The following is a 13,729-nucleotide window of genomic DNA, read 5'->3' as shown; positions in this document are numbered from 1 at the left end:
CGGGGCCCGAAGCCGGGCGTCAGCAGGCGGCGCAGGCGGGTGTGCGGCCGTCGGTGACGACCAGCATCCTGCCCGCGCCCGGGTCGTGGCCGCGCAGGAGGGTGCGCAGCATGTTGCCCTGGAGCGAGGTGAACGCGGCGGGGTCGCGTACGACGCGCAGGACGTCCTCGTGGCGGGTGACGCTCCAGAACCGCTCATGCCTGCGCACCGGGTCGTTGGCGCGCAGCCAGCGCCAGACGGGGGTGAGGTCGCAGGCGGCGTGGAGGCGGGGGTCGAGGAGGTCCAGCTCGTCGATCCCGGCTGGGTCCGGCGCGGGTCTCATTGCTCCAGCTCGTCCAGGAGGTCGCCGAGGGGGTCGTCGTCCCCGGGGTTCAGGGCCTTGGCGATGATCTCGTTCAGGGTGTGCTCGCGGAGGAAGGTATCGATGGGGACGTCCAGCCCGAAGCGGTCGCGCAGCTCGCTGACCAGGAAGACGGCCGTCAGGGAGTCGCCGCCGACGGCGAAGTACGTCCGGTCCAGGTCGGACGGGCCGGTCAGGGCCAGGGTGGTCATGAACAGCCCCGTCACCGCCGTCGCCGTGTCGTCCGGCTGTGGCTCGGGGGCGGCCGGTGGAGCGCCGAGGGTGAGCGCGCCGTGGCTGTCTCCCGCGAAGGGGTACGTGGGGAGGTGGACCCGGCGCCCGGTCGAGGGCCAGGCGACGTCCCGGCCCGCGACCCAGTCCTCGCCCAGCGGGTGTTTCGCCGAGGTCGAGGTCCCCGCCGAGGTCAGGGTCCCGGTCGAGGTCAGGGTCCCGGCCGGGGTCGGGGTCTCCGTCGAGGTCAGGGTCTCCAAAGCGGCGGCGGCCTCCTCGTGGGTGGCGGCTACCACGTAGGCGCGCGCGTCGAGGGCGGCCCGGCCGTGGGCCAGGGTGTGGGCGACGTCGGCCAGCTGTGGCGCGTCCGGGGCGCGCAGCGCGGCCGCCAGGCGCCTGGCCGTGGTGAAGAGCTGCGCCTGAGTGCGCGCGGAAATCGGCAGCACCACGGCGGGCGGGCCCGGCTCGGGCGCCACGTCGGCGCTCCGGCCGAGGGCCGCAGGGGTGCTCCGGTGCGGGGCCGTCTCGGCGGGCCGGTCGGAGGGCGTCGGCGAGCGCCGGTCCGGGGCCGGGGCCTCCTCCAGGACGGCGTGCACGTTCGTGCCGCCGATGCCGAGCGACGACACCCCCGCCAGGCGCGGCCCGGGGGAGTCCCACTGCCTCGCCTCGGTGAGCAGGTGGAACGGGGTGGCCTCGAGGTCCAGGTCGGGGTGCGGGCGGGTGACGTTCGCCGTGGGCACCATCGTGCGGTGGGCCAGCATCAACGCGACCTTGATCAGCCCCGCCACGCCCGCCGCCGCGTTCAGGTGGCCGATGTTGGACTTCACGGAGCCGAGCTCGCACCGTGCCCCGGCGAACGCCGCCGCCGCGGCCGCCACCTCGATCCGGTCCCCGAGGTCCGTCCCCGTCCCGTGCGCCTCCAGGAACTGCGCGTCCGCCGGCTCCAGCCCCGCCGCCGCCCACGCCTCGAGGATGGCGGCCGTCTGGCCGTCCACGCCCGGCGCGGTGAAGCCCACCCGGGCGGCGCCGTCGTTGGTGACCGCCGTGCCGCGGATGACCGCGTGGATCTGGTCGCCGTCGGCAAGTGCGTCCTCCAGCAGCTTGAGCACCACCAGCCCGACGCCGTCGCCGCCGACCATGCCGGCCGACTTCTCGTCGAACGGGCGGCACCTCCCGTCCGGCGAGTGGATGCCGCCGGGCTCGTACAGGTACCCGCGCTTGTACGGTGAGTCGATCGACACGCCGCCCGCCAGCGCCAGGTCGCACTCGCCAGCCAGCAGCGCCTGCACGGCCACGTGCACGGTGGCCAGAGAGGTCGAGCAGCCCGTGTGCACGGTCATGCTCGGCCCGGTCAACCCCAGCCGGTACGACAGCCACCCCGCCAGGAACTCCCGGTCGGTGAAGATCCGCACGTGCATGGGCCCGAGCCGGGCGTGCAGCCGCCGGTCGACCTGGGCCGCGACCGAGTGCTCGCTCGGCCCGCCGCCCACGTACACCCCCGTGCCGGCGGGGGCGTCGCGCGGGTCGTACCCGGCGTCCTCCAGCGCCGACCACGCCGTCTCCAGCAGCAGCCGGTGCTGCGGGTCCAGCGCACCCGCCTCCGTGGTGTTGAACCCGAACAGCTCGTGCTCGAACCGGTCCGCGTCCGCCAGGAACCCCTTGGCCGGCACGTACCCGGGGCTGCGTAGTTCGCCGGCGTCCACTCCGGCCGCCAGCAGTTCCTGCTCGCCGAAGTCGGCGATCGAGCAGACGCCGTCGCGCAGGTTGCGCCAGTAGTCGGCGAGGTCGCGGGCGCCGGGGAAGCGGCCGCTCATCCCCACGATGGCCACCGCCGGTGCGTCGGTCATTGGGTTCCGCCTTTCTGCGCGTTCCTGCGCGCTGCCAGCCGCTCGCGCCTGCCCTGCCCTCGGCGCCGGGACTCGCCGTGGTCCGCCTGCTCGGGGCCGTCCAGGCGGGCGGCGAGGGCGGCGACCGTGGGGTGTCTGAACAGGTCCACCAGCTTGAGCCCGCCGTCGTGGCCGTGCTCGCGCAGGGCCGCCAGGACGGCGAGCAGCTTGATCGAGTTGCCGCCCAGGTCGAAAAAGTTGTCCTGGGCGCCGATCCTGGCCAGGCCGAGCACCTCGGCCCACACCCCCGCCAGCCGCCGCTCGGTCGCGGTGGCCGGGGCGACGTAGGGCCGGTCCAGGTCGGGGCGGGTGAGTGGCGGATCGGGCAACCGGGATCTGTCTACCTTGCCGGACTTGTTGAGGGGCAGCTCGCCCAGGAAGACGACCGTGTCGGGGACCATGTAGCCGGGCAGCCGCTCGCCCAGCCAGGCCCGCAACTCCCGGCCGGCCGGGCGCCCAGCGGCCGGGACCGAGGCCGGGACCGCTGCCGAGGCCGGGGCCGGGACCGCGTACACCACCAGCCGGTCGCCGCGCACGGCCGCCGCCGCGACCGAGACCCCCGGGTGCGCGGCCAGGACCGTCTCGATCTCTCCCAGCTCGACCCGGAACCCTCTCAGCTTGACCTGCGTGTCGACCCGCCCCAGGTAGGACAGGACGCCGTCGGCGCCGTACCGGCCGAGGTCGCCCGTGCGGTACATGCGCCCGCCGGGCTCGCCGAACGGGTCGGCGACGAAACGCTCCGCCGTCAGGCCGGGCCGGTTGGCGTACCCGCGGGCCATCCCCGCCCCCGCCAGGTAGATCTCGCCCACCACGCCCGCGGGCACCGGGCGCAGCCGCTCGTCCAGCACGTACGCGCGCGTGTTCGCCACGGGACGCCCGATCACCACCGGCTCGCCGGGCACCAGGTCGGCCGTGGTGACGAAGACCGTGGTCTCGGTCGGCCCGTACGCGTCCACCACCCGGCGCGACGGCGTCGCCCAGCGCTCGACCAGCTCGGCCGGGCACGCCTCGCCCCCGATCGCCAGCGTGCGCAGGTCGGGGAGGGCGCCGGGCGGGCACGGCAGGGACATGGCGGCCGACGGGGGCAGGAAGGCGTAGGTGATGCGGGAGTCGCGGAGCCGGGCGTACAGGTCCTCGCCGAGCCGCTCGCACTCGGCCGCCACATGCAGCTCGGCCCCGGCAACGAAGGCGAAGAACAGGTCGGACACGGCCACGTCGAACCCGAACGACACATACTGCAGCACCCGGTCGTCGCCGGTCACGGGGAACTGGGGGCCTACGGCGGCGGCCAGGTTGAGCAGGGCGCGGTGCTCGACGACCACGCCCTTGGGGGTGCCGGAGGAGCCGGAAGTGTAGAGGATGTAGGCCGTGTCGGTCAGGGCGGGCCGCGACGCGGCCGCGGGGCCGGCCGGGGGCGCCTCCCCGTCCGGCGTCATCACCGGAACGCCCAGGTCCCTGGGCTCGGCGGCGATCAGCAGGCGGACCCCGGCGTCCGCGACCATGAACCGCAGCCGGGCCTGCGGATGGCCGGGGTCGAGCGGGACGTACGCGCCGCCCGCGCGCAGCACCGCGAGGGCCGCCACCGCCATGTCGGCGCCCCTGGGCAGGCAGAGCCCCACCGGGACCGCGGGCCCCACGCCCGCCGCGCGCAGCCGGGCGGCCAGGCCGTCCGCCCGGTCCATCAGCTCCCGGTACGTGAGCGAGATCGAGCCGTACACCAGCGCCGTCGCGTCAGGGCGTTCGAGCGCGCGGTCGGCCACCAGGTCGGGGACCAGGCGCCCGGCGGTGGGGACAGCCGTGCGGTTCCAGTCGCCGAGCACCAGGCGGCGGTCCTCCGGCGAGAGGAGGTCGACGGCGGTGACGGGCCGGTCCGGCCGGTCGAGCAGGCCGTTGACCAGCGTCGCGAAGGCGCGGGCCCAGTGGCGCACGGTGCCGGGCGTGAACAGGTCGGCGCGGTAGACGAAGTGGGCGGCCAGGCGGTCCGCGTCGCGCTCGACGTTCAGCAGCAGGTCGAACTTGGCCTCGCTCAACAGCAGCCCGACGCGCTCCGTGGTGGCGCCCGGCAGGTCGAGCCGCAGGCCGGCGTCGTCCTCGAAGGCCAGCATCACCTGCACGAGGGGGTCGTGGCTGAGCTCCCTGCCGGGCGCCACGGCCTGGACGACCGCCTCGAACGGGGCCTCCTGGTACGGGTGGGCGGCCACGAAGCGGTCGCGTACCCGGGTGAGGAGGTCGAGGAAGGACGGGTCGCCCGACAGGTCCGCGCGGACGGCGAGGGTGTTGGCCAGCAGGCCGACCAGGCCCTGGACGTCCGGGTGGTCGCGGCCCGAGACGGGCGTGGCCACGACGAGGTCGCGCTGCCCCGAGATCCTGGCCAGGAACGCGGCGAAGGCCGCGAACAACGCCATGAACGGCGTCGCGTTCCGTTCGGCGGCCACCTTCGCCAGGCGCTCCCGCGTGTCCGGGGGCAGCACGATCCGTTCGACGCCGCCGGCGGTGGACTGTACGGCGGGGCGGGGACGGTCGGTGGGGAGCGCCGGGGTCGTGGGCGCGTCCCTGAGCGACTCGGCCCAGAACGCGACGGCCTCATCGAGGGCGTGGGAGTCCAGCCGCTCCCGCTGCCAGACCGCGTAGTCGGGGTACTGGAGCGGCGGCTCCTCGCCCTCGCCGCCGGCTCCGGGCTGGGTGGCGGCGAGGCCGCGGTAGGCGTCGGCGATGTCGCGGAGCAGGACGCGCAGGGACCAGCCGTCGCACACCAGGTGGTGGGCGGTCAGCAGGACGCGGTGGCTGCCGTCGTCCAGCGCGTACACGACGCACCGCAGCAGCGGCCCCGCCGCCACGTCGAACGGCGTCCCCGCCGCCGCCACCATCAACGGGTACGATCCGGCCACCGGGACGTCCCGCACGACCCGTAACGGAGCCTTCATCTCCTCGGCCACGACCTGCAGGTACTGGCCGTCGTGCAGCCGGAAGACGGTGCGCAGCGACTCGTGCCGGGCGACCGCCGCGTCCAGGCTCGCCCCGAAGGCCGCCACGTCGAAGAACCCGTGCACGGCGAAGGCCACCGGCACGTTGTACTGCGCCGTGCCCGGATTGAGCTGATCCAGCACCAGCATCCTGGCCTGCGCAGGCGACACGGGGAACTCGTACTCAACCGGCACCATCAGAACTCCCGCAGGATCGGTTCGAGGACTCTGGCGATCTCGGCGGCGGGTCCCGGCCTGAGCAGGTCGCTGTGCCCGCAGCCGAGCTCGTGGACGCGTACGCGCGCGGGGGACCAGCGCCCGGCCTTGACCGCCGAGGACACGCCGCCGGGCTGGGCGGTGGCCGAGTAGAGCAGCACCGTCCCGTCGAAGGGCGGCGGCCGGTACGTGACCGCCAGCCGCAGATGCCCGGCCACGGTGCCGGCCACGGCGGACAGCCGATCGTCGTCCAGCCCCGACAGCGGGCCCTCGCTGCCGCGCACCGCCGCGAACACCCGGGCCCGCTCCAGCGGCCCCGGCTGGGCGTAGGGGTGCAGCGTGCGGGTGCGCAGCAGGATGGTCAGCGCCTCCTGCTCGACCGCTCCGGGATCCGCCGTGAAACCGGCCGGCCACGGGAAGGCGTCGAGTGAGGCCACCAGTCCCACCTCCTGCCCGGACTCCCGCAGGCAGGCGGCCATCTCGTACGCGAGCAGGCCGCCGAAGGAGTGCCCGAGCAGCAGGTACGGGCCCTCGGGACGGACGGCCCTGACCCGCGTCAGGTAGTCCTCGGCCAGCTCCCGCATGCTTCCGGGGAGCGTCCAGCGGGATCCCAGCGCCGGCGACTGCAGGGCGTGGACCGGCCGGCCGGAGGCCAGATGGGGGAGCAGCGCGGTGTACGACCAGCCGATGCCCCGGCCGGGGTGCACGCAGAACAGCGGCGGCCGGTCGCCCTCCGGCCGGAGTGTCAGCAGCGGGGACAGGTCCAGCTCGGTCGCCGCCCTGTCCAGTCGCACGGCGAGCGCGGCGGGGGTGGGCGCCTCGAACAGGGTGGCGATGTTCGTGCGGATGCCCAGCCTGGATTCGATCGCCGCCGTGAGGCGCATGGCGAGCAGCGAGTCGCCGCCCGAGTCGAAGAAACCGGCGTCCGCGCCCACCGCCCCCGTGCCCAGGACCTCGGCGAACAGCTCGCACAGCGCCTTCTCGCGCGGCGTCGCCGGCTCCCTGGCGACCGGTGCGGGGAGCGCCGGGTCGGGCAGGGCCGCGCGGTCCACCTTGCCGTGCGGGGTGAGCGGGAGGCGGTCGAGGGTGACGTACCGGTCGGGCAGGAGGTGCTTGGGCAGCCGGGCGGCGGCGTCCTCCCGCACCCGCTCCAGCGCGCCGCCGCGAGCCAGGACGAGGTAGGCGACCAGCCGCTTCCCGGCGCCGCCCGCGCCCGAGGTGGCGACGACCACGGCGCGCTCCACGTCCGGGGAGCCCTCCAGGACGGACTCCACCTCGCCGGGCTCGATCCGGTAGCCGCGGATCTTCACCTGCCCGTCGGCCCGCCCGGCGAACTCCAGCTCGCCGTCGAACGTCCACCGCGCCAGGTCGCCGGTTCGGTACATCCGGCCGCCCGGGTTCGCGAACGGATCCGCCACGAACCGCTCCGCCGTCCGCCCCGGCCGGCCGAGGTAGCCGCGGGCCAGCCCGGTCCCCGCGATGTACAGCTCCCCGACCGTGCCGATGGGGGCGGGGCGCAGGCGCGCGTCCAGGACGTACACGCGGGTGCCGTCGAGCGGGCGCCCGATCGGCACGGCGTCGCCGGCCCAGCCGGAGGGGACCGGGTGGCTGGTGGCGATCGTGGTCGACTCCGTGGGGCCGTATGCGTTGACGACCCGCGTGCCGCGCGCCGACACCCGCCGCACCGCGTCCGGCGGCAGCACGTCGCCCCCGGCCCACACCTCGCCTGCCGAGGCGAGCGCGTCGGGCGCCAGGTCGGCGACGGTGCGGAACAGCTCGGCCGTCAGCAACACCGCGCTGAGCCGCCCCCGCCTGATCGTGTCCGGCTGGAGCGGGCCAGGCGGGGCGACGACGACCGTCCCGCCGTTCAGCAGCGGCACCCACAGCTCGTACGTGGCCGCGTCGAACGTGTGCGGGCTGTGCAGCAGCACCCGCCGGTGGGCGGCGAAGCGCCGGTCGGAGGCCAGCTCGAGGATGTTCGCGTGGGTGACGACGACGCCCTTGGGGGTGCCGGTGGAGCCGGAGGTGTACATGACGTAGGCCGCCGAGCCCGGATCGACCTTGATCGGCCGGGGTGTGAACCGGCCCGCGCCCGCCTCCAGCCGGGTCAGGACGGTCTTCGCGCCGCTGTCCTCCAGCAGCCACGCCAGCCGCGCCGCGGGCTGCCCCGGGTCCAGCGGGACGTAGCAGCCGCCCGCCTTCAGCACGGCGAGCTGGGCCACCACCAGGTCGGGCGAGCGCTCCATGAGCAGCGCGACCGGCGTCTCCGGCGCCAGCTCCAGCCCGGCCGCGACCTGGTCCGACCAGGCGTCCAGCTCGGCGTAGGTGAGGGTGTGCCCGCCGTGCTCGAGCGCCACCGCGTCCGGCGTGCGGGCCGCCTGAGCCGCGAACCGCTCCGGCACCGACCCGGCCGCCGGCTGCCGGGCGGCCGGCCGTGCGGTGTCGTTCCAGGTCACCAGCAGCCGGTGCGACTCCTCCTCCGGCAGCACGTCGCCGGGGACACCGGCGGCGAGGACCTCGAAGGCTCTGGTCAGCCGGGCCGCGATGGCCTCGGTCTCGGCCCTGGCCAGCAGCTCCGCGCGGTAGCCGAGGCGCAGCCAGAGCCGCTCGCCCGCGACCACCGTGATCGTGAGCGGGTAGTGGGTGGCGTCGCGGACGCCGGTCAGCCGGATACCGGCGGCGGACAGGCCGTCGCGGGGGTAGTTCTCGAAGGCCAGCAGGGTGTCGAACAGCTCGCCGGTGCGGCGCTGCACGTCCGCGAGCCGTACGTGGTGGAACGCCGTGAGCCTGGCCTGCTCGTCCTGCAGGCGGGTGAGCAGGTCGTTCTCGCGGGTCCTGACCCGTACGGGCACGGCGTTGACGAACAGGCCCGCCATCGACTCCACACCCGCCACCTCCGGCGGGCGGCCGGACACCACCGCCCCGAACACCACGTCCGCACGCCCGGTCAGCCGCCCGAGCACCAGCCCCCACGCCGCCTGCACCAGCGTGTTCACGGTCACGCCCGCGCGGCGCGCCCGCTCGCGCAGGCCCTCGCTCAGCTCGCGCGTCAGCTCCAGCTCCACCGTCTCCTGACGCCCGCTCGCCGCCCCGGATCCCGGCCTGAGCAGGGTCGGGCCCGGCAGGCCCGCGAGCGACTCCCGCCAGGCCCGCGCGGCCCGCTCGCCGTCCTGCGCACGCAGCCAGGCCAGATAGTCGCGGTACGGGGGCGCGGGCGGCAGCTCGCTCGCGCCCGCGTACAGGGCGGCCAGCTCCCTGGCCAGGATCGGCATCGACCAGCCGTCCACCAGGATGTGGTGCATGGTCAGCACCAGCTCTTCCCGCCGGACGAGGGTGGCGCGGACCAGCGGCGGCCTGGTGACGTCGAACGGGCGCAGCAGATCGGCCTCCAGCATGCGCTCCAGCTCGGCGTCCGACGGCGGGTCCACCTCCGTCCACGGCAGCCGCACCCGGTGCGGGACGAGCTGCACCGGGCGGTCGAGGCCCTTGTGGCGGAAGCAGGCGCGCAGGTTCGGGTGGCGGGTGAGCAGGGCCTCCACCGCCGCGCGCAGCCGCGCCGGGTCCGCCTCGCCGTCCACGGTGAACCTGGCCTGGATGACGTACGCGTCGTCGCCGCCGTACAGGGCGTGGAAGAGCAGGCCCTCCTGCGCGGGGGAGAGCGGCAGCACGTCGGCCAGCCCGCCGCTCACCAGTCGCCGTCCAGGTCCGCCTCGAGCTGCTCGATCTGGCTCTGCGACAGCTCCACCAGGGGGAAGTCCGAGCTGGTCGCGCCGCCCTCGCCCGCCTGGCCCGCCAGCTCGGCCAGCGCGTCGAACCACAGCCCGGCCAGCGTCTCCACCTGCTCCTCGCCGATGGCGTCGGCGGCGTACGACCAGCTCGCCACCAGCCGTCCCGCGTACGCGACGGTGTCCAGCTCGATCGCGTACGCCATCGGGGCGTCCGCCATGCCGGCCAGCTCCCCCTCGAACCTGCCCAGGTAGTTGAAGCGCAGGTCGGGAGCGGGAAGCTCGGCCAGTTCCTGGGCGGTGCGCGGGTTGAGGTAGCGGAGGAGGCCGTAGCCGAGGCCGCCCGAGGGGACGGCGCGCAGCCGCTCCTTGGTCCGCTTGAGCGCCTCGGCCGGGGAGCCGGTGGTCGTCAGCCTGACCGGGTACTGGGCGGTGAACCAGCCGACCGTGCCGGTGATGTCGACGTCGTCGGCGGGGGACTCGCGGCCGTGTCCTTCGAGGTCCACCAGCACGCTCGTGCCGCCGCGCCACCTCGTCACGGCGCCGGCCAGGGCGGTGAGCAGCACGTCGTCAGGGCCGCAGCGGAAGGCGGCGGGGAGATCGGTGACGGCCTGCTCGGTGAGGTCCGGCGGGAGCGTCCTGGTGAGCGTGGCACGCCGCCTGCCCCGTCCGCTCCAGCCGGGCGCGATCCGGGCCTCGTCGCCCGAGACCAGCCGCTGCCACACCGGCAGCTCCGCCTCCACCCGTTCGGGCCGCAGGGCCTCGGCGGCGAGCAGCCGGGCCCAGCCCGCGAACGAGGTGCCCGCGGCGTCGGGTAATTCCCTGCCCTTCAGGAGGGCGGTCAGCTCGGGGCCCAGGATGCGCCAGGAGACGCCGTCCACGGCCAGATGGTGCGCGGTGACCAGCAGCCGGCCGGGTTCGAGCAAGGTGGCGGCGAGCATCTGCCCGCGCTCCGGATCCAGCCGCGGCGCCGTTCCCGCGCCCCCGCGGGCGAAAGGCACCTCCACCGGCTCGTCCGAGGTGGGCACCGCCAGCTCCCAGTCGGTGTCCGAGTGCCGCAGCAGGCGCATGCGCAGGGCCGCGTGCCGGTGTGCCAGCGTACTCAGCGCCGCCTTGACGCGCTCCTCTCCGGCCCCCTCGGGCACGGGCAGGATCAGGGACTGGGTGAACGTGTCGAGCTGACCGCCGTGCTCGCGCCACCAGTGCATGATCGGCGTCAGCGGGAACCTGCCCACCGGGGAGTCCGCGACCGCTCGCGTGGTGACCCGTGCCAGCGCCGCCAGCGCGGCCGGGGTCCTGGCGACGAACACCTCGCGCGGCGTGAAGCTCATCCCCGCCGCCCTGGCGCGGCCGACGAGCTGGATCGCCCCGATGCTGTCGCCGCCGAGCCGGAAGAAGTCGTCGTCCGGTCCCGCGGGCGCGCCGAGCAGCTCGGCGAACAGCTCGCACAGCGCCGCCTCACGTCCGGACACCGGCTGCCGCGACGCCTGCGGCTTGACGGAGGGCGCGGGCAGGGCGGCCCGGTCCAGTTTGCCCTGCGGCGTGATCGGCAACGCGTCCAGCGCCACGAACTCGCTCGGCACCATGTGCACGGGCAGCGACGCCACGGCATGGGCCAGGACGTCGCCGATGTCGCATTGTCCGACGAGGTAGGCGACGAGACGGCCGTCGCGGAGCGCCACCGCCACCTGGGCGACGGACTCGTGGCGGGCCAGGACCGACTCGATCTCGGCGGGCTCCACGCGGACGCCGCGCACCTTCACCTGGTCGTCCACGCGGCCGAGGAAGTGGAGCTGGCCGTCGGGCCGCAGGTGCACCAGGTCGCCGGTGCGGTACATGCGCTCCCCGGGCGCGGCGAACGGGTCGGCCACGAAGCGCTCGGCCGTGAGCCCCGGGCGGTTCAGGTAGCCACGGGCCACACCGGGGCCCGCGACGTACAGCTCCCCGGGCACGCCCGCGGGCACCGGGTGCAGCCGGGCGTCCAGGACGTACAGGCGGGTGTCGGCGAGGGGGCGCCCGATCGGCGGGAGGGCGCCGTCGGCGGCCAGCGGGTCGCTGACGGTGGCGGCGACCGTGATCTCGGTCGGCCCGTACGCGTTCCAGAGGCGGGTGCCCGCCCACGCCGCGACCAGCTCAGGCGGGCACACGTCGGCACCCACGGCCAGCCCGCGCAGGCCGGGGAAGTCGCCGGGCGGCACGCTGGCCAGCACGGCCGGGGGGATGAGCGCGAACGTGATCCGCCGATCCCGCAGCACCTCGCCCAGCTCGGCGCCCACGAGCGGGCCGTCGGGCGGGACGACGAGCGTGCCACCGGAGCCGAACGCCATGCACAGCTCGGCCACCGAGATGTCGAACGTCGCCGGCCCCAGCTGCAGGACGCGGCTGGAGCCGTCCAGCTCGAAGGCGGTCACCAGCGAGTGGGCCAGGCTCGCGATGCCCGCGTGGCCGGCCACGACCCCCTTGGGGCGGCCGGTGGAGCCGGAGGTGTAGATCACGTACGCCGGACTCAGCGGCTCCAGATCAGGAAATATCGCATTAAATCGGGCAGTGTCCGGCGGGATGCGCTCGATCTCCAGCCCGGGCAGCACATCGGGCGGCGCGACCAGCAGCGTGGCCCCCGCGTCGGCGACCAGGTGAGCGCTGCGCTCGGCCGGGTGGTCGGGATCGAGCGGCAGGTACGCCCCGCCGGCCCGCTGCACCGCCAGCATCGCCACCACCCGGTCCACGGACCGCCCGAGCCCCAGGGCCACCACCCGCTCCGGCCCCACCCCGCGCTCCCGCAGCGCCCCGGCCAGCCCGTCGACCCGCTCCAGCAGCTCCCGATAGGTGAGCCGCTCGTCGTCCGACTCCACGGCCACGGCGCCGGGCGTGCGCTCGGCCCAGCCGGCCACCAGGCCGGGCAGGCTCGTGTACGGCAGCTCGGCGGCGGTGTCCTCGAGGCGCATCCGCGCCATCGAGGCCGCCGCCACCGGCGCGTCCGGCGCGGACACCAGCGAGCCGAGCAGCATGGTGAAGGCGTCCGCCCACTCGCGTACCACCTCGGGCGCGTACAGGTCGGTGCGGATCTCCAGGCTCGCCTCGAACCCGTCGTCGCCGTCGCGCACGATGCCGATCAGGTCGTGCTCTCCGCCGGTGTGCACGCGCTCGGGATCGGCGATCTCGCGCAGCCTGGCCACGCTCTCCTGGCGCGGCAGGTGCATGAACACCCACTGGAACAGCGGCGACCGCCCGGCCACCCGCTCCGGGTCCACGGCCTGGACGATCCGGCCAACGGGGACGTCGGCGTTCGCGAGCACCTGGGGGAACTCGGCGGTGAAGCGGGACAGCAGGGCCGCGAACGTCGTGTCGTGGCCGATGCGCCAGCGGATGGGGACGGTGTTCATGACGTACCCGATGACGCGTTCCAGGCCCTTGGCGGACCTGTTGGCCAGGGGAGTGCCCGTGATCAGGTCGGACTCGCCGGTCAGCCGGTGCGCGAACACCGCGAACGCGGCCATCAGCACCCCGTACACCGTGGCCCCGCGCTCCTTGGCGAGCGCGCGCACGGCCGCCTCGATGTCCGCGTCGATGCGGAAGGCGACCTGCTCGACCCCGAAATCGCCATTGGGCGTCATGTTGTACGGGCCCACGGTGAGCGGGCGGGGCGGGTCCGCCAGGTAGCGGCGCCACCAGTCGAGCTGCGCGTCGAACACCCCGGCCGCCGCCAGCTCGCGCTGCCATCCGGCGAAGTCGGCGTACTGGATCTCGGGGCGGCGCAGGGGCGGCGGGACGCGGTCGCGTACGGCGCGGTAGGCCTCGGTGAGCTCGCCGTGCAGCACGTCGAACGACCACCAGTCGGTGGCGATGTGGTGCAGCGCCAGCGCCAGCGTGGAGCGCGTCTCGTCCACGGTGATGAACTGCCCCCTGATCAGCCGCCCGCCGTCGAGGTCGAACGTGCGGCGGCTGAAGGCGTGCAGCGCCTCGCGCCGGCTCACGCCCGTGCCGCGCAGGTCGAGCCGCTCCAGCTTGACCGGCTCCGCGGCCGGGAAGTCCACGCGCAGGTCGCCGACCTCGCCCTTGATGCGCATGCGCAGGCTGTCGTGCTGCTCCTGCACGATGGTCAGCGCCGCCTCCAGGTCTGCCGGGTCGACGGGGGTGTCGAAGTGGTACGAGCAGCACAGGTTGAGCGCGGCCGTGTCCGGATAGAGCGACTCGTACACCCAGAGGTCCTCCTGGGCCGGGCTGAGCCGCACCGGCTGCGCGGGGTCGCGCGGGGGCACGATGTCGGGGATCGCGTCGAGCTTGCCCGCCTGGACGAGGCGGCGCAGCAACTCCACCCGGCGCTCGCGCCCGAGCGCGGCGAACCGGTCGGCGCTGTTCATGGAGCGG

5 protein-coding genes are annotated in these 13,729 nt (G+C 75.1%); all 5 read right to left on the bottom strand.

Features of this window, described 5'->3' with window-relative positions:
• Positions 1-19: 19 nt before the first annotated feature.
• Genes ABN273_RS19395 through ABN273_RS19375 form a run of 5 tightly spaced genes read right to left on the bottom strand, consistent with a single transcriptional unit; the run spans position 20 to position 13,722 of the window.
• On the bottom strand, positions 20-322 hold the full coding sequence (locus ABN273_RS19395) for a hypothetical protein (protein ID WP_349450313.1): 303 nt from the start codon (positions 320-322) through the stop codon (positions 20-22).
• The gene (locus ABN273_RS19390; RefSeq protein WP_349450312.1) at positions 319-2,418 is read right to left on the bottom strand and encodes a beta-ketoacyl synthase N-terminal-like domain-containing protein; all 2,100 of its coding nucleotides are present in this window, start codon (positions 2,416-2,418) and stop codon (positions 319-321) included. Before ABN273_RS19390 ends, ABN273_RS19395 begins: the two co-directional genes overlap by 4 nt.
• Entirely contained in the window at positions 2,415-5,618 is a 3,204-nt protein-coding gene (locus ABN273_RS19385) for a non-ribosomal peptide synthetase (RefSeq protein ID WP_349450311.1), read from the bottom strand. The genes ABN273_RS19390 and ABN273_RS19385 overlap by 4 nt, the downstream gene beginning before the upstream one ends.
• Positions 5,618-9,325 carry a non-ribosomal peptide synthetase gene (locus tag ABN273_RS19380; protein WP_349450310.1) on the bottom strand — a complete coding sequence of 1,236 codons (3,708 nt, stop codon included), beginning with the start codon at positions 9,323-9,325 and terminating at the stop codon, positions 5,618-5,620. The genes ABN273_RS19385 and ABN273_RS19380 overlap by 1 nt, the downstream gene beginning before the upstream one ends.
• Positions 9,322-13,722, bottom strand: coding sequence for a non-ribosomal peptide synthetase (locus ABN273_RS19375; protein WP_349450309.1), 4,401 nt, complete (start codon positions 13,720-13,722; stop codon positions 9,322-9,324). The genes ABN273_RS19380 and ABN273_RS19375 overlap by 4 nt, the downstream gene beginning before the upstream one ends.
• Positions 13,723-13,729: the final 7 nt, after the last annotated feature.

The sequence above is a fragment of the Nonomuraea sp. B19D2 genome (genome assembly GCF_040137845.1).
Taxonomy (GTDB): Bacteria; Actinomycetota; Actinomycetes; order Streptosporangiales; family Streptosporangiaceae; genus Nonomuraea.
This window is presented reverse-complemented; position numbering and strand designations above follow the sequence as displayed.

Coding starts and splice junctions, on each gene's coding strand:
- ABN273_RS19375 (WP_349450309.1), bottom strand. CDS start 13,722: ATGAACAGCGCCGACCGGTTCGCCGCGCTCGGGCGCGAGCGCCGGGTG.
- ABN273_RS19390 (WP_349450312.1), bottom strand. CDS start 2,418: ATGACCGACGCACCGGCGGTGGCCATCGTGGGGATGAGCGGCCGCTTC.
- ABN273_RS19385 (WP_349450311.1), bottom strand. CDS start 5,618: ATGGTGCCGGTTGAGTACGAGTTCCCCGTGTCGCCTGCGCAGGCCAGG.
- ABN273_RS19395 (WP_349450313.1), bottom strand. CDS start 322: ATGAGACCCGCGCCGGACCCAGCCGGGATCGACGAGCTGGACCTCCTC.